Annotated in this window: 16 protein-coding genes; 3 read left to right on the forward strand and 13 right to left on the reverse strand. The window is 64.5% G+C overall.

Annotated elements, in window-relative coordinates:
* The 4 genes from EJA05_RS07075 to EJA05_RS07090 all read right to left on the reverse strand — a co-directional run bounded on the left by EJA05_RS07075 (window position 1) and on the right by EJA05_RS07090 (window position 3,596).
* Window positions 1-795, reverse strand: coding sequence for an ABC transporter permease (locus tag EJA05_RS07075; protein ID WP_125857764.1), 795 nt, complete (start codon window positions 793-795; stop codon window positions 1-3).
* Entirely contained in the window at window positions 785-1,624 is an 840-nt protein-coding gene (locus tag EJA05_RS07080) for an ABC transporter permease (RefSeq protein WP_125857765.1), read from the reverse strand. The genes EJA05_RS07075 and EJA05_RS07080 overlap by 11 nt, the downstream gene beginning before the upstream one ends.
* Entirely contained in the window at window positions 1,621-2,427 is an 807-nt protein-coding gene (locus tag EJA05_RS07085; RefSeq protein WP_110996264.1) for an alkaline phosphatase family protein, read from the reverse strand. The genes EJA05_RS07080 and EJA05_RS07085 overlap by 4 nt, the downstream gene beginning before the upstream one ends.
* A 110-nt stretch (window positions 2,428-2,537) precedes the next feature.
* Complete coding sequence (locus EJA05_RS07090) at window positions 2,538-3,596, reverse strand: ABC transporter substrate-binding protein (RefSeq protein WP_125857766.1); 1,059 nt, start codon at window positions 3,594-3,596, stop codon at window positions 2,538-2,540.
* A 327-nt stretch (window positions 3,597-3,923) separates the two neighbouring features.
* Here EJA05_RS07090 and EJA05_RS07095 point away from each other — a divergent pair, with 327 nt between their 5' ends.
* On the forward strand, window positions 3,924-4,637 hold the full coding sequence (locus EJA05_RS07095) for a UTRA domain-containing protein (RefSeq protein ID WP_125857767.1): 714 nt from the start codon (window positions 3,924-3,926) through the stop codon (window positions 4,635-4,637).
* A gap of 92 nt (window positions 4,638-4,729) precedes the next feature.
* Here the strand turns inward: EJA05_RS07095 and EJA05_RS07100 are convergent, their stop codons facing one another.
* The 7 genes from EJA05_RS07100 to minC all read right to left on the reverse strand — a co-directional run bounded on the left by EJA05_RS07100 (window position 4,730) and on the right by minC (window position 11,364).
* Window positions 4,730-6,883: a mechanosensitive ion channel family protein gene (locus tag EJA05_RS07100; RefSeq protein ID WP_125857768.1), complete on the reverse strand. Its 2,154-nt coding sequence runs from the start codon at window positions 6,881-6,883 to the stop codon at window positions 4,730-4,732.
* Window positions 6,884-6,927: 44 nt separating this feature from the next.
* Window positions 6,928-7,095: a hypothetical protein gene (locus EJA05_RS28155; RefSeq protein ID WP_167409870.1), complete on the reverse strand. Its 168-nt coding sequence runs from the start codon at window positions 7,093-7,095 to the stop codon at window positions 6,928-6,930.
* 177 nt (window positions 7,096-7,272) lie between these two features.
* The gene (locus tag EJA05_RS07105; RefSeq protein WP_125857769.1) at window positions 7,273-8,562 is read right to left on the reverse strand and encodes a M18 family aminopeptidase; all 1,290 of its coding nucleotides are present in this window, start codon (window positions 8,560-8,562) and stop codon (window positions 7,273-7,275) included.
* Between the two features lie 124 nt (window positions 8,563-8,686).
* Window positions 8,687-9,322, reverse strand: coding sequence for an RluA family pseudouridine synthase (locus tag EJA05_RS07110; protein WP_110996259.1), 636 nt, complete (start codon window positions 9,320-9,322; stop codon window positions 8,687-8,689).
* Between the two features lie 113 nt (window positions 9,323-9,435).
* Window positions 9,436-9,690, reverse strand: a complete 255-nt coding sequence (minE, locus tag EJA05_RS07115) for a cell division topological specificity factor MinE (protein ID WP_023631120.1) — start codon at window positions 9,688-9,690, stop codon at window positions 9,436-9,438.
* A 3-nt stretch (window positions 9,691-9,693) separates the two neighbouring features.
* Window positions 9,694-10,506, reverse strand: coding sequence for a septum site-determining protein MinD (gene minD, locus EJA05_RS07120; RefSeq protein ID WP_110996258.1), 813 nt, complete (start codon window positions 10,504-10,506; stop codon window positions 9,694-9,696).
* Window positions 10,507-10,602: 96 nt separating this feature from the next.
* A complete protein-coding gene (minC, locus tag EJA05_RS07125; protein WP_125463048.1) occupies window positions 10,603-11,364 on the reverse strand; it encodes a septum site-determining protein MinC in 762 nt (253 codons plus the stop codon).
* Between the two features lie 100 nt (window positions 11,365-11,464).
* On the opposite strand from minC, the gene EJA05_RS07130 reads away from it, so the two are divergent.
* On the forward strand, window positions 11,465-12,400 hold the full coding sequence (locus EJA05_RS07130) for a lipid A biosynthesis lauroyl acyltransferase (protein WP_125857770.1): 936 nt from the start codon (window positions 11,465-11,467) through the stop codon (window positions 12,398-12,400).
* A gap of 82 nt (window positions 12,401-12,482) precedes the next feature.
* The gene (locus EJA05_RS07135; RefSeq protein ID WP_125857771.1) at window positions 12,483-13,625 is read left to right on the forward strand and encodes a patatin-like phospholipase family protein; all 1,143 of its coding nucleotides are present in this window, start codon (window positions 12,483-12,485) and stop codon (window positions 13,623-13,625) included.
* A 228-nt stretch (window positions 13,626-13,853) separates the two neighbouring features.
* On the opposite strand, the gene EJA05_RS07140 is transcribed toward EJA05_RS07135, so the two are convergent.
* The gene (locus EJA05_RS07140; protein ID WP_190306036.1) at window positions 13,854-14,669 is read right to left on the reverse strand and encodes an MlaA family lipoprotein; all 816 of its coding nucleotides are present in this window, start codon (window positions 14,667-14,669) and stop codon (window positions 13,854-13,856) included.
* Window positions 14,662-15,960 carry an alpha/beta fold hydrolase family protein gene (locus tag EJA05_RS07145; RefSeq protein WP_125857773.1) on the reverse strand — a complete coding sequence of 433 codons (1,299 nt, stop codon included), beginning with the start codon at window positions 15,958-15,960 and terminating at the stop codon, window positions 14,662-14,664. The genes EJA05_RS07140 and EJA05_RS07145 overlap by 8 nt, the downstream gene beginning before the upstream one ends.
* Window positions 15,961-16,019 lie beyond the last annotated feature (59 nt).

Raw genomic sequence — 16,019 nt, forward strand, 5'->3', positions numbered from 1 at the left:
TCAGGTCTTGTCCTTGTTCAAACGGTTGGCGACCCAGGTCAGGACCAGCACGAAGGCGAAATAGGAAATCACCAGCGCGCTGTTGAAGTGGCCGCTGCTGTTGCGCATGTTGTTCAGGTACACCTGCAGGGTCTCGTAGCGGGTGCCCACCAGCAGGTTGGCGAACACGAACTCGCCGAACAGGAACGAAAACGACAGCAGCAACGCCACCATCAGGCCCTTGCGCAGGTTGGGCAGCACCACCAGGAACGCGGCCTGCCAGGTGCTGGCCCCCAGCAGTTGGGCGGCGTCCATCAGGTCGCGCAGGTTGATCGCCTGCAGGTTGTTGGTGATGGCCCGGTACATGAACGGCAGGGCGACGGTGAAGTAGCAGCCGATCAGGATCCACGGCGTACCGACCATGGCCATCGGCCCGCTGCCGTACAGCTGCAGCAAGCCCACCGCCGACACCACCGGCGGCACCGCGAACGGCAGCAGGATCAGCACGTTCATCAGCGCGTCGAGCCGGGGGAAGTGGTAGTGCACCACGAACAACAGCGGCAGGATCAGCACCACCGACAGCAGCAGCGCACCCACGCACACCAGCAGCGACTGGCCGAAGGCGGCGAGAAAGCGCGGCTCGCTCCACAGCGCGATGTACCACTTGAAGGTCAGGCCGCTGGGCAGCAGGGTTGCCGACCAGCTGGTAGCCAGGGAGTAGAGCAGGGTGCCGGCCAGCGGCAGCAGCAGGATCAGGAACAGCAGGTAGACCACCAGCTTGTGGTAAAGCCCGGCGGCGGTTTTTTCAGCGCGCATGGTAGCTCCTCTTGAGCAGCCATTGATGGACCACCGTGACCAGGGTCATCAGCCCCACCAGCACCATGGCCAGGGCGCTGGCCAGGTTCGGGTCGAGGCTGATGTCGCCGGCTACCAGGCCGGCGATGCGGATCGGCAGCACGTTGAAGTTGCCGGTGGTCAGGGCGTAGACCGTGGCGTAGGCGCCCAGGGCGTTGGCCAGCAGGATGACGAAGGTGCCGAGCAGGGCAGGGGTGAGCACCGGCAGGCCGATATGCCGCCAGAACTGCCAGTGGTTGGCCCCCAGTAACGCCGCGGATTCGCGCCAGTCTTCGCGCAGGGCGTCGAAGGCCGGGTAGAGCAGCAGCACCCCCAGCGGGATCTGGAAGTAGGTGTACACCAGGATCAGCCCGGTCTTGGAGTAGATGCTGAAGTCACCGAGCAGGCCCATCTGCTTGAGCAGCAAGGTCAGTGCGCCGTTGAAACCCAGCAGGATGATGAAGGCGAACGCCAGCGGCACCCCGGAAAAGTTGCTGGTCATGTTGGCGAAGGCGCTGACGAAGTCGCGCAGTTTCGAATCGACCCGGCGCAGTGAGTAGGCGCCCAGGGTGGCGATGACAATGCCGAACAGGCTCGACCAGAAGCTGATCTCCAGGCTGCGTTGCAGCGCCTGCAGGTAGAACTTCGAGGCGAACACCTTGCTGAAGTTGGCCAGGCCCCAGCCGCTTTCGCTTTGCAGGCTGTTGATCGCCACCCAGGCCAGCGGGGCAATCTGGAAGATGATGAAGAACACGGCGAACGGCAGCAGGCAGAGCAGGGCCAGGTAGCGGCCACGGGGGCTTGCATTCACTTGAGCAGCTCCCGGCAGACGGTTTTGTCGTGTGCAGCACCGAGCAGCTCGCAGATGGTGCCGCACAGCTCGGTCTGCAGCGGTTTGGCCGCAGGGTCCAGGCTGAAACCGTCACCAAAGACGAACAGCGGCACCTCGCGCTCCTCGGCCAGCAGGCCATTGTGCGAGCGGTCGTTGTTCATGCCGTGGTCGGCGGTGACCAGCACTTGGTAGCCCTCTTCCAGCCAGCGCGGCAGGTAGTCGGCCAGCAGAATGTCGGCGCTGCGCGCGGCGTTGCGGTACTGGCTGCTGTCCAGGCCATGGCGGTGGCCGGCGTCGTCGATGTTCATCGGGTGCACCAGCAGGAAGTTCGGTGCATGGCGTCGGCGCAGGTATTCGGCGTCGGCCAGCAGGTGCGAATCGGGGTAGTGGTCGGCGTAGTAGAACAGGCCATGCTGGATCGGCAGCTTGGGCGCGTGGGTGTGGCGGTCGCGCAGCGGGTCGAACGGCGAGCGGTTGTACAGCTCGCTCATCCAGTGGTAGGCCGCCGCTGCGGTGCCCAGCCCAGCCTCACGGGCGTAGTGGAACACGCTGCGCTGGTTGGACAGGCGGTTGACGTTGTTGTGCACGATGCCGCTGTCGATCGGCGGCACGCCGGTGAGGATGCATTCGTAGAGCGGTCGCGACAGCGACGGCAGCTCACATTCCACGCGGTACAGCGCGGCGCGGTCGGCCTCGACGTAAGCGTGCAGGTGGCCCATGGCATGGTGGGCCACCTGATGGTTGAGGCCGTCGAGCAGTACCAGGATGACGTTGTGTTGCATGTTCGCTCCCTTCGGAGCTACAAGCGGGCAAGCGGCAAGCTGCAAGAAGACGCGGGCATGTCGATAGCCTGCTTTTACTTGCAGCTTGCAGCTTGAATCTTGTAGCTGCCTTATTCCATCTCGATGATCACCTGCTCCTGCCACTTCTGCGGCAGGGCCTTGGAGGTGGCTTCCCAGGCCGCGGCGTCCTTGATCGGCTGGGCGGCCTTGTACTGCTCGTTGGGCAGCAGCTTGGCCTGTACGTCTGCCGGCAGCTTCAGGTGCTCGGCACGGATCGGCCGGGCGTGGCCCTTGGCCAGGTTGATCTGCCCGGCATCGCTGAAGATGTACTCACGCGTCAGCTTGGCCGCGTTCGGGTGCTTGGCGTACTTGTTGATGATGGTGGTGTAGCCGGAAATCACCGTGCCATCGGACGGGATCAGCACTTCGAAGCGCTTGGGGTCGATCTGCTCGCGGTAGCTCAGGCCGTTGAAGTCCCACACCACGCCGACTTCGATCTCGCCCTTCTCGATGGTCTGGATCGTCGGGTTGGCCAGCGACAGGCGCTTCTGCTGGGCCAGCTTGGTGAACAGCTGCAGGCCCGGCTCGATGTTCTTCTCGTCGCCTTTGTAGGCGATGGCGGCGGCCAGCACGCCGTTGGCGGCCTGGGCGGCGGTGCCGACGTCACCGATGGCGACCTTGTACTTGCCCTTTTCCAGGTCGTGCCAGCTGGTGGGGCGCTCGCCTTCCTTGACCAGGTCCTTGTTGATGATGAAGGCGATGGTGCCGGTATAGGCCAGCGCCCAGTGCCCGTCCTGGTCCTTGGCCCAGGACGGAACCTGCTCCCAGGTGCTTGGCTTGTAGGGCTGGGTCACGCCCTTGGTCACTGCGATCGGGCCGAAGGCGGCACCCACGTCGCCAATGTCGGCGCTGGCGTTGTCCTTCTCGGCGTCGAACTTGGCCACTTCCTGGGCCGAGCTCATGTCGGTGTCGCTGTGCTTGAGGCCGTATTTGCTCGCCAGGTCTTCCCAGGTGCCTTTCCAGTTGGCCCAGGCATCGGGCATGCCCACGCTGTTGACCGTGCCTTCCTTGCGGGCGGCATCTTCCAGGGCCTTGAGGTCTTCGGCCATGGCCGTGGTGCAGAACGCGATGGCCGAACCGAGCAGTGACGCCATGAACAACTTTTTCATCCGAAGCTCCTTGGGTGGGTGCCTTGCAATCGTTGTTATGTGATGAAGCGGTGCCTGCCAACCGTTGGTCTAGGTCAGCAAACCTTGAGCCAAGGTAGGCCGGTTGCGTGACAGTTTGATGTAAGGGGCGGGCCTGAGTAGTGCGCCGCAAGCCCTGGCAATACAGCGTAGACCAGATCGAAAGCCTTGATTCACGCGGGCTGGCCCGGTTCTGGCAAGCCCCGCTAAAAGCCTTTGTCACAGGATGTTCATCAGCCGTGACTAGGCTTGCACTACGCTCCATATGCCCTGTTCTGGGGCTGGACTAGTCCAGATAGGTAACCTTTGATGCAAGCGACGCCACCGCGAGCGGTAACAGCCATCTGCCATGCCCTGCAGGAGCAGATCGAACACGGCCTGCTGGCGCCGGGCGGCAAGCTGCCGGCCGAACGCAAGCTCAGCGAGGTGTTCGACACCACGCGCATCACCCTGCGCGAGGCACTGGTGCAGCTGGAGGCCCAGGGCCTGATCTACCGCGAGGAGCGGCGTGGCTGGTTCGTTGCACCCGAGCGGCTGACCTACGACCTGATCGAGCGTAGCCACTTCCATGCGATGGTGCGGGACCAGGGGCGGCTGCCCAGCACCGAGCTGTTGTCGGCGCGGCTGCAGCCGGCCCCGGCGGCTATCTGCGCGCGCCTGCGCCTGCCGGCGTTGTCCAGCGTGGTGCGGATCTGTCGTTTACGGCGGATCGACGGGCGGGCGGTGCTGTATGCCGAGCATTACCTCAACCCGAGCTACTTCCCTGGGATTCTCGAACAGGACCTGGCGCAGTCGCTGACTGAGATTTATGGCCGGGAATACGGCATTCAGTACGGCCAGGTGTGTTTCGAGATCCTGCCGACCGCCTTGCCGGTGGAGGCCGCCAGTGCGCTGAAAGTGTCAGCGGGCAGCCCAGGGCTGCATATCACCCGGGTCAACAGCGACCAGCGCGGGCATCTGATCGATTGCGATCTGGAGTATTGGCGGCATGATGCGATCCGCATCCGTGCCGAGGCGGGATAAAGTGAACATCGCGGGGCAAGCGCGCTCCCACGCCATGTCATGCATAGCGTGGGAGCGGCGGTGCGCCGATGCGACTTGCCCCGCGATGGCCTCTAGCTGGAGGCATTCCCTTCGGTCATTCCACCACCCCCCGCCGTCACCACCTGCACCGACAACCGCGGCGTCGCCAGGTCCAGACCGGCTTCGTCCAACTGGCGCTTCAGCGCCAGGTTGAACGCCCGCGACACCTCCCACTGCTTGATCGGCGCAGTCTTGAACCGCGCCCGCAAGATCGCCGAACCCGACTCGAAACTCTCCACCCCCTGCAGCTCCAGCGGTGACCAGATGTTGCGGCGCATCAACGGGTCGCTGCGCAGCTTCTGGCCAACCTCGCGGACCAATGTGATGGCCTGGTCGATGTTCATGTTGTGGGGGATCGCCACACGGAAGATGGCGTAGCCGAACTCGCGCGAGTAGTTCTTGATGCTCTTGATCTCGCTGAACGGGATGGTATGCACGATGCCGTCGATGTCGCGCAGGCGCACGGTGCGGATGGTCAGGCCTTCCACGGTACCGAGGTGGCCGCCGACATCCACATAGTCATCGATGGCCAGCGAGTCCTCGATGATGATGAACAGCCCGGTGATCAGGTCGGCGACCAGCGACTGGGCGCCGAAACCGATGGCCAGGCCAATGACCCCGGCACCGGCCAGCAGCGGCGTGACGTTCATGCCCATGTTGGCCAGGGCGACGATCACCGCGATGATGAAGATCGCCACGAACATCACGTTGCGGATCAGCGGCATCATGGTCTGTGCGCGGGCGTTGGCCTGGCCCCGGCGCGAGCGCACCAGGGAGTGGTGCACGGCGGTGTCGGCCAGGATCCACACCAGCCAGGCGACGATCAGGGTGCCTGCCAGGCCCAGCAGGCGCAAGCTGATCTCGTGGCCGTCGCCTTCGGCGAAGTCGATCATCGACAGGCCCCACACGCGCAACCCCAACTCGATGAAGGCCAGCCAGATGAACAGGTGCACCAGGGCATAACCGAAGTTGCGCAACCGTTCGGTGTACACCGCCTGGCGTTTGTTGGCGCGCTTGGGGTTGGCGGCGTGGCGACGCACCAGGCCGTTGAGCACCATGCACACCACCACCAGCACCGTGCACATCAGCGATTGCCGCAGGGCGGTGCTGGTGTCGCCGGCGGACACGAAGGTGGCGAACAGCGAGACCGCCACCAGCAGCAGCGCCGGGATGAACCAGAAACTGCCGAGGATCTCGATGGTGTCGCTGAGGGTGCGTCGGGTCAGGCGCCGGCTCAGCGGCTGGTTGCGGATCAGGTGGGCGATCGGGCGTCGGAAGCGCAGGATGAACAGCCCGGTGCACAGCGCGGCGAAGACGTTGGCCAGGGTGGCCAGGCCATGGGCCAGATGGCTGCCCAGGGCGGTAGTCAGGCGTGGGTCGCTCATCGCCTCGCCGAACGCGGCGAAACTGCCGATCAGCCACAGCGGGCGAAACGCCTGGTGGCGCAGGATGTGCAGGGCGCGGTGGCGGTGCGGGCCGTCGAGCAGCGAGAAGGCGATCACGCAGATTGCCGAAAACAGCGTGCCGACCACCAGCGCATACGCCAGCACCATGGCCATGGATTTACCCAACGACGGTGGCAGGGCGAAGCTCAGGTAGACGGTGAACACCAGCGCCACCAGCCACGGCCCGAGCTTGCGCAGGGCAAACCGTACCAGGTCCCAGGTGCGTGGGTGCTGCGGCAGCTCCTCGGTAAGGCCGAAGCGCACCCGCACCCGGTGGCCGATCCAGTTGAAGGCGTAGGCCAGCAGGCTCCATACGGCGATGACCGCCGCGAAACCGAAGAGAATGGCCGGCCATTGGTGCACCGGCACCATCAGTGCGGTGAGTTCATCCTGGGCCTGGCTGATTTCCTGCGCCCAGCGGTTGAACGGGCTGGCGTCACCGCTGAACTGCTTTTCGAAGTCATGCAGGGCGCCGCCGATCAGGCCGAGCACGCCTTGTTCGACGGTGGGTTGCGATTGTTTGCTGGCGTCGCGCAGCTTTTTCAGGTCGGCCAACAGCTTGGCGCGCTGCTGGTCGTTCTCCAGGTTCTTGATCACCTCGTCCAGCGACTTGCCCAGCGGCTCCGTGGCCTCGGGCTGGGCAGGCGTGCTGGAGCCAAGCAGGCTCGGCAGGCCGGCGGCCTGCACCGGGGTGACGAACAGGAGAAACAGCAGGAACAGGCAACGCAGGAGGGCAGGCACCGGGAAATCTACCTCAGGTCAAACGATTGACCGAGTGTAGAGGTTTATGTGGGCAGTTTCTCCAGGATCTTCCAGCAGGTCAGGCCGAAGATGCCCAAGGTGCCGATCCACATCATCAGCACGCCGATATTGCGCTCGCGCAGGCTGAAGCCGATGGTCAGCAGCATGAGAAACCCGAATACCGGGATGAACAGCGACAGGAACGGGGACATGGTGCGGCAATCCTTGTGCTTGATGGGCCATGTATCAAGCATAGCGCTTTGCCAGCGAGGTGGATTGACCGGGGGCAGGGGGTTGCCAATGCCGGCCTCATCGCTGGCAAGCCAGCTCCCACAGCTACAGCGCAACCCTGTGGGAGCCGGCTTGCCGGCGATGGATGTGACGCGGCCTCAGGGCAGTTCGCGGCTGCGGTAGAAGGCCGTCAGCACCTTCACCAGGTGCGCCAGGTCATGGCTGCCGCACAGCTCGCGGATCGAGTGCATGGCAAAGGTCGGCAAGCCTATGTCGACCGTGCGCACGCCCAGGTTGCCGGCGGTGATCGGGCCGATGGTCGAGCCACAGCCCATGTCGCTGCGGACCACGAAGCTCTGCACCGGCACTTCCTCGGCCATGCACAGGTGGCGGAAGAACCCGGCGGTTTCGCTGTTGGTGGCGTAGCGCTGGTTGTTGTTGACCTTGATCACCGGGCCTGCGTTGAGCTTGGGCCCGTGGTTACCGTCGTGCTTGTCGGCGTAGTTGGGGTGCACGCCGTGGGCGTTGTCGGCCGAGATCATCAGCGAGCGCTGCACGGTACGCACATAGGCGTCACCTTCGGGCAACAGGCGCTGCAGGGTCTGTTCGAGCATCGGGCCGTCGGCGCCGCAGGCCGAGCAGGAGCCGACTTCTTCGTGGTCGTTGCACACCAGCAGGCAGGTTTCGTCGCTGTCGGCGCCGAGCAGCGCCTGCAGGCCGGCATAGCACGACAGCAGGTTGTCCAGGCGGGCGCCGGCGATGAAGTCGCCGTTCAGGCCGATCAGTGCCGCGTCCTGGGTGTCGTAGAAGCTCAGCTCGTAATCGAGCACCACGTCGGCGTTGAGGTCGTGCTCGCGGGCCAGTTGCTCGGTGAGCAGGGCGCGGAAGTCGATGCGCTCGTCGCCTGCCACCTGGGCCAGGATCGGCGGCAGTTCGGTCTGCGGGTTGATCGTCCAGCCTTCGTTGGCGGTGCGGTTGAGGTGGATCGCCAGGTTGGGGATCACCGCGATCGGCAGCTTGAAGTCGATCAGTTGGCTTTCGACCTTGCCGTCACGGCGGAAGGTGACTCGCCCGGCCAGCGACAGGTCGCGGTCGAACCACGGGGCGAGCAGGGCGCCGCCATAGACTTCGACGCCCAGCTGCAAGAAGCCCTGGCGCTGCAGTTCGGGTTGCGGCTTGACCCGCAGGCACGGGCTGTCAGTATGGGCGCCGACCATGCGGATGCCGCTCATCAATGGCGAGTGCTTGCCGAGCTTGATGGCGATGATCGAGGAGTCGTTGCGGGTCAGGTAGTAGCGCCCGCCAGGCACCGTGGCCCAGCTGTCGCGTTCGTCCAGGTGCTGGAAGCCGGCGGCTTCGAGGCGCTGCACGAGGCTTGCGGTGGCATGGAAGGGCGTCGGGGAGGCCTTGAGGAATTCAATCAGGCCGGCGTTCAGGGCATCGCGCATAAGTCACTCCAATTCGAGCTTCAAGCCGCAAGCTGCAAGCTTCAAGCAAAGGCGGTCAGCAGCGCAAGCGTGCACGCGACCTGCCTTGGCTTTAGCTTGCAGCTTCTAGCTTGAAGCTTGCAGCTTAAAAAGGCGCCGGGCACTCGAACTTCAACCGCTGCCCGGATACCGGGTGGGTAAAGCTCAGCATCGAGGCATGCAGGCACAGCCGTTCATGGGCGGCCAGCGCTTGCGGGTTGGCGTACAGGCGGTCCCCCAGCAGCGGATGGCCGATCGACAGCATGTGCACGCGCAACTGGTGCGAGCGCCCGGTGATCGGTGTCAGCTCGACCCGGCAATGATCGCCGCAGCGTTCGACGATGCGCCAGAAGGTCAGGGCGTGCTTGCCTTGCTCATGGTCGACCACGTGGCGCGGCTTGGTCGGCGGGTCGTAGCGCAGCGGCAGGTCGATGCTGCCGCTGTCCAGTTGCGGTTGGCCCCAGCACAGCGCGGTGTAGGCCTTTTCCGTCTCGCGGTCGTGGAACTGGCGCGACAGTTCGCGGTGGCTGTCGGCGTCACGAGCCAGCAGGATGATCCCCGAGGTCTCCCAGTCCAGGCGGTGGACGATCAGCGCGTCGGGGTAGCCGTTTTCCTGCAGGCGGGTGATCAGGCAGTCCTTGTTGTCATCGGCACGGCCCGGCACCGACAGCAGCAGGGTCGGCTTGTTGATCACCAGGATGGCGGCGTCTTCGTGAAGGATCTGGATGTTCGACAGCGGCATGTTCGGGCGTTCTCTGCAAAGCATTGTGGGAGCGGGCTTGCCCCGCGATAGCGTCAGATGGCCATCGCGGGGCAAGCCCGCTCCCACAAGGTATACCTGGGGCTGCTGAAGACTCAGCGATCAGGCAGGGTGATGTTCAGTTCCAGAATCGAGCAGCTGCCCTGGTTTTCCAGTTCGATCTGCACGTCGTCATTGCCGATGTTGACGTACTTGCGAATCACCTCGACCAGCTCCTTCTGCAGGGCAGGCAGGTAGTCCGGGGTGCTGCGCTGGCCACGCTCGTGCGCCACGATGATCTGTAGACGCTCTTTCGCTACCGACGCGCTGCTCTGTTTCTGTCTGCCACGAAAGAAGTCAAAAAGGTTCATGGTTTACTTGCCTCCAAACAGGCGTGCGAAGAATCCTTGCTTCGGCACTTCGATGAACCGCAGTGGCTTGGGCTTGCCCAGCAGGCGGTCGACGGTGTCACTGTACGCCTGGCCGGCATCGCTCTGGTCATCGAGGATGACCGGGATGCCCTGGTTGGACGCCTTGAGCACGGCCTGGGATTCGGGAATCACACCCAGCAGTTCGACCGAGAGGATTTCCTTGACGTCTTCGACGCCCAGCATTTCGCCCTTCTCGACACGCTCTGGGTGGTAGCGGGTGATCAACAGGTGTTCCTTGATCGGGTCGTCACCTTGTTCCGCGCGGCGCGACTTGCTCGACAGCAGGCCGATCATGCGGTCGGAGTCACGTACCGAGGAAACTTCCGGGTTGGTCACGACGATGGCTTCGTCGGCGAAGTACATCGCCAGGTGCGCACCTTTTTCGATACCGGCCGGCGAGTCGCAGACGACGAACTCGAACTGCTCCTTGAGCTCCATCAGCACCTTTTCCACGCCTTCCTTGGTCAGCGCGTCCTTGTCGCGGGTCTGGCTGGCGGCCAGCACGTACAGGTTCTCGAGGCGCTTGTCCTTGATCAGGGCCTGTTGCAGGTTGGCTTCGCCGTTGACCACGTTGACGAAGTCGTACACCACGCGGCGTTCGCAGCCCATGATCAGGTCGAGGTTACGCAGGCCGACGTCGAAGTCGACGATGACAGTCTTGTGCCCACGCAGTGCGAGGCCGGTACCGATAGCGGCGCTGGTGGTGGTCTTGCCCACACCCCCCTTGCCGGAAGTAACCACGAGAATCTTGGCCAAGGTGTTTCACCCCTAAATAATCGGGACAGGCGTCCCTGCAAATACAAAAAAACGGCAACGGTAAAAAGTTGCGCTAAAAATGCCGGCAAGTATCCGTTAAAGACGGGTGATGTTCAACACGTCACCGGACAGGCTGACCTGCACGCCCGAGCCCCACAGCGGGTCGCGGCGCAGGTCTTCGCAAACTTTGTACTGGCCGGCGATGGAGACCATTTCTGCGGTCATCTGCTGGCAGAAGATGCGCGCCTTGGTATTGCCCTTGATCCCCGCCAGGGCCCGGCCGCGCATGGCGCCGTACACATGGATGTTGCCATCGGCAAGAAGTTCCGCGCCCGGGCTGACGGAGCCGGTGACCACCAGGTCGCCGCCCTGGGCGTAGATCTGCTGGCCGCCGCGCACCGTCGTGGTGATGATGCGCGTCGGGCGCACTTCGGGTTCGGCTGGCGCCGGTGGCGGTGGCGGTGCAGGTTCCGGCGCTTTCACCTCCGGCTCCGGCTCCAGCGGGCGCTCGCGGGCTCCGGAAGGCGGCAGCACCGGCAGGTCGATGGCGATCGCCGCGGCGATGTCCTCGATGCGGTTAGCGCGGATCGCCAGGGTGCGCAGGCCATGATGGCGGCAGACGCGCATCAGCCCAGGCAGGTCGATGGCGCCCTCGTCGGGGGGCAGCTTGTCCAGCGCCAGCACCAGCGGCGTGTTGCTGAAGAAGTTCGGCGCCTGCGCCACCTTCGCCGCCAGCTGGCGGTCGAGGGATTCGAGGTCGTTGCGCGCCAGTTCCAGCACGGTGATGGCAAGCATGCTGCCCTTGAGCTGGAACACGGGGGCGTTGTCGGGTGTCTGGTTAGGGCTCATGGTCTGCATAGACGGCTTGTTGCGAGAAAAGTGCCCTGACTTATAGCGATAAGACCGATTGCCCGCAACCGATGTAGAATGCTCGGCCCTTGTCTTGCCGGAAGCTTCAATGGAACGCCCGCGTTTTCGCCGCCAATTTCTCCACCCGCGATTCTGGGCCCTGTGGCTTGGCCTGGGCCTGTTGTGGCTGGTCGCCCAGTTGCCCTACCGCGCCCTGCTCGGGCTCGGCCGCGTTCTCGGTGCGCTGATGTACCGGGCGGCCGGCGAACGCCGCCGCATTGCCGCGCGCAACCTTGAATTGTGTTTCCCCGAGCTTTCCAGCGACGAACGGCAGCGCCTGCTCAAGGAAAATTTCGCCTCCACCGGCATCGCCTTCTTCGAAATGGCCATGAGCTGGTGGTGGCCACAGGCCCGCCTGGCCCGCCTGGCGCACATCGAAGGCATCGAACACCTGCAGGCTGCCCAGCGTGAAGGGGAGGGGGCGATCCTCATGGCCGTGCACTTCACCACCCTGGAGATCGGCGCTGCGCTGCTGGGCCAGGTCCACACCATCGACGGCATGTACCGCGAGCACGGCAATCCGGTGTTCGACTTCATCCAGCGCCGTGGCCGCGAGCGCCACAACCTCGATTCGCTGGCGGTGGAGCGCGACGATGTGCGCGGCATGCTCAAGCTGCTGCGCAAGGGCCGGGCGATCTGGTATGCGCCCGACCAGGACTACGGCATGAAGCAGAGCATCTTCGTGCCGCTGTTCGGCATCCCGGCCGCCACCGTTACCGCCACCAGCAAGTTCGCCCGCCTGGGCAAGGCCCGGGTGATCCCCTTCACCCAGAAGCGCCTGGAAGATGGCAGCGGCTACCGCCTGGTGGTGCACCCGCCGCTCGAAGGCTTCCCGGGGGAGACCGAAGAGGCTGATTGCCTGCGCATCAACCAGTGGGTTGAAGGCGTGCTGCGCGAGTGCCCGGAGCAATACCTATGGGCGCACCGGCGGTTCAAGTCGCGGCCTGAGGGCGAGCCGCGGCTGTACGACAAGAAGAAAAAATGAGAAAGATCGCGGGGCAAGCCCGCTCCCACAGGCCTGTCGTGGGAGCGGGCTTGCCCCGCGATAGCGACTCCAGGAAGGAACCATGACCCCCACCACCGGCCTGATCCTCTCCGGCGGCGGCGCCCGCGCCGCCTACCAGGTCGGCGTGCTCGCCGGCATCGCCGAACTGCTGCCGCCTGGCGCGGCCAACCCGTTCCCGGTGATCGTCGGCACCTCCGCCGGTGCCATCAACGCGGTCAAGCTGGCCAGCGGCGCCACCCGCTTCGCCGAATCGGTGCAGCATCTGACCGCCTTCTGGCAAAACTTTCGCAGCCACCTGGTACTGCGCAGCGACTGGCCCGGGGTGATCCGCCAGGCCAGCCGTTTCGTCGGCCACAGCCTGCTGGGCCTGGGCGGCCAGGTGCCGGTGGCACTGCTCGACAGCCGCCCGCTGCGCAAACTGCTGCACCAGCACCTGGACCTGGACGGCATTGCCCATTCCCTGGCCGCCAACCAGTTGCGCGCCATCGCCGTGACCGCCTTCGGTTATGAGTCCGGCCAGGCGGTGACCTTCTATCAGGGCCGCGACACCATCGAGCCCTGGCTGCGTCACCGACGCATCGGCATGCCTACGCCGCTGACCATCGACCATCTGTTGGCCAGCTCCGCCATCCCGCTGCTGTTCGCCCCGGTGCGGCTCGGCGAGGAGTTTTTTGGCGACGGTGCGGTACGTCAGTCGGCGCCGATCAGCCCGGCCCTGCACCTGGGGGCCAGCCGCGTGCTGGTGGTGGGCGTCAGTGGCAACCCACAGCGCCCGGCGCCGCCGTTGCCCACCCAGCGGGTGTTCAGCGGCCAGCAGCCGAGCCTGGCGCAGATCGGCGGGCACATGCTCAACAGCACCTTCATCGACAGCCTCGAAGACGACATCGAGTTGCTGCAACGCCTCAACCACCTCAGCCATATGTTGCCAGCGCACCTCGATGCACGGCGCCTGGGGCTGGCACCGATCGAGGTGCTGGTGGTGGCGCCAAGCCAGCCGCTGGACGAGATTGCCGCGCGGCACCGGCGCGACTTGCCGGCGGCGCTGCGGCTGTTCCTGCGCGGGCCGGGGGCGACCAAAACCAGCGGGGCGGGGGTGCTCAGCTACCTGCTGTTCGAGGCGAGCTATTGCAGCGAGCTGATCGAACTGGGGCGCAAGGATGCCTTGGCCAAGAAGCGCGAGTTGTGCCAGTTCCTGGGGATCTGACAAAGCATCGCGGGGCAAGCCCGCTCCCACATGGATCGCGCTAACTTCGAGGCAGCATCGTACCTGTGGGAGCTGGCTTGCCAGCGATGAGGCCAGCACTGACAACATAAGACAGTTGCTCCCACCCTCTGTACTGCCCCCAAGAGTTGGATTGGTTTCCAACTTTTTGGGAGGAGTCCAGAACGTGGGAGCGGCGGTGCGCCGCTGCGACTTGCCCCGCGATGATGCTTACTCGGCGATCTGTAACTTGCGCGCCTGGGTGTACACGTACCGCAGCTTTTCATACTCGAACGGCGAGTTGGTCTGGCCATAGCTGAAGTTGGTGCTGTTGCGCTTGTCGATGGCCCGCATCAGCGTGATTTCCGGGTGCTCTTCGGCAGACTCCGGCACGTCCAGGTAATTGACCGCCTGCTCGCCCACGTAATCCACCACCAGCCCGGTGGTGTCGCGCAGGTTTGACGGCCCGAGGATCGGCAGCATGATGTACGGCCCTTCCGGGACGCCATAGAAGCCAAGCGTCTGGCCAAAGTCCTCGCTCTGGCGCGGCAGCCCCATGCTGGTCGCCGGGTCCCACAGCCCGCCGACACCGAGGATGGTGTTGAACATCAGCCGCGCGGTGATTTGTGCCGAGCGCTTGGCCTTGAGCTGGAACACGCTGTTGAACAGGTTCGGCACATCGCCCAGGTTGTTGAAGAAGTTGTTCACCCCGGTGCGCACGAAGCTTGGGGTGATGTAGCGGTAGCCATCGACCACCGGCAGGAACACCCACTGGTCGAAGCGGTAGTTGAAGTGATAGATGCGCCGGTTCATCGCTTCCAGCGGGTCATAGATGTTCAACGCCGCCAGGGTCGAGCGCTCGAACTCGCGCTGGTCCAGGCCCGGGTTGAACTTGAGTTCGCGCAGCGGATCGAGGAACCCATCGGGTTCTGCGGTGAGGGCCGGGGCCTTGTCGGCCTCGACCACGCTGGCCCGGGGCGCGACTTCCTCGGCCAGGGCGCAGCTGCTGGCGAGTATGGCTGTGACGAGCAGCAATCGGTTAACCACGGAAGAACTCCAGCATGGCGTCGCTGTTGACGCGGTAATTGAGGTTGCCGCAGTGGCCGCCATGGGGGTACAGGGTCAGGCGCTCGCCGAACACCCGGCGCAGGAAACCGATGTCGCCGGGGCCGAGGATCACGTCGTCGGCGTTGTGCATCACGGCGATCTTCGGGCTGTCGTGCAGGTAGTCGGCGAGGGCGTACAGGCTGACCTGGTCGATCAGCTGCAGCAGGCTGTTGCCGTCGGTGCGCGCGCGCCACATGGGGATCACCTGCTCGGTCAGGTAACAGTCGAAATCGCACTGCAGGGCACGCTTGAAGAACGGCGTGAGGCTGGTGGTTTCGGTGATCGGGTACTTCGGCGGAATGATCAGGCCGCGGCGGTTGATCAGGTCGGAGGTGAAGGCGATGTCGGCTGCCGAGAAGCGGAACGAGGTGCCGATCAGCATGGCCATCTGTTCGTTGGACAGGTGCTGGCGCGACTGCTGGAAGTCGTACAGCAAGGCTTCGTTGAGGTCGATGTAGCCCTTGTCCTGGAAGTAGCGGGTGAGCTTTTCCAGCATCAGTTCGTAGAACGTGGTGCTTTTGTCGATGCCCTTGACCCGGGTCTGCACCAGTTTGTCCAGGTTGCTGATCGAGGTGTACAGGTTGACCGGCGGGTTGAGCAGCAGCACGCGCTTGAAGTTGAAGCTGCGCCGGGTTTCGTCCAGCTTGCTGACGAAGGCTGCATCCAGCGCCCCCAGGCTGTAGCCCGTCAGGTAGTACTCGCTGACCGGCAGGCGCGGGTGCTGAGCGCGCACCGCCTGCATCACCCGGTACAGGTCCTTGGCATCCTCGGCGCTCACGCCAGGCGTGGCGAAGCGCGAGGCCGCGCTCATGAAGTCGTAGCTGGTCGGCGAGGACAGCTGCACCACGTGGTAGCCGGCCTGATAGAACAGTTTTTTCAGGTATTCGTTGATCGAGCTGAAGTAGGGCGCGCCGGTACCGGCGATCAGGAAGATCAGCGGCGCCTCGTGGTCCTGCCTGGCCAGGCGGTAGCGCAGTTTCTTCACTGACCAGAAGTTGTCCGGCAGGGTGAACTCGCGTTCCGGGCGCAGGGTGAGGCTGTAGTCGTCCTGGTTGATTTCATCGTCACTGGGCAGCGTCGGGCGTTGCTCAGGCGGGGTGGTGGCGATGGTCGCCTCGAACGGGTTGGTCAATGGGTAGCCGTAGCTCGCGGCATCGATATCCCGCGCCGAAGCGGCCGCAGCCATGAGCAGGCCGCCAAGCAGCGCGGCGAGGCGCAAAGATCGAAGCATGTAGTCCCCCAGAAAAACGCAAGGTCGTGCAGTTTGTACGCAGGCTAGGACCATGGTCG

The sequence above is a fragment of the Pseudomonas oryziphila genome (assembly GCF_003940825.1).
Classification (GTDB): domain Bacteria; phylum Pseudomonadota; class Gammaproteobacteria; order Pseudomonadales; family Pseudomonadaceae; genus Aquipseudomonas; species Aquipseudomonas sichuanensis.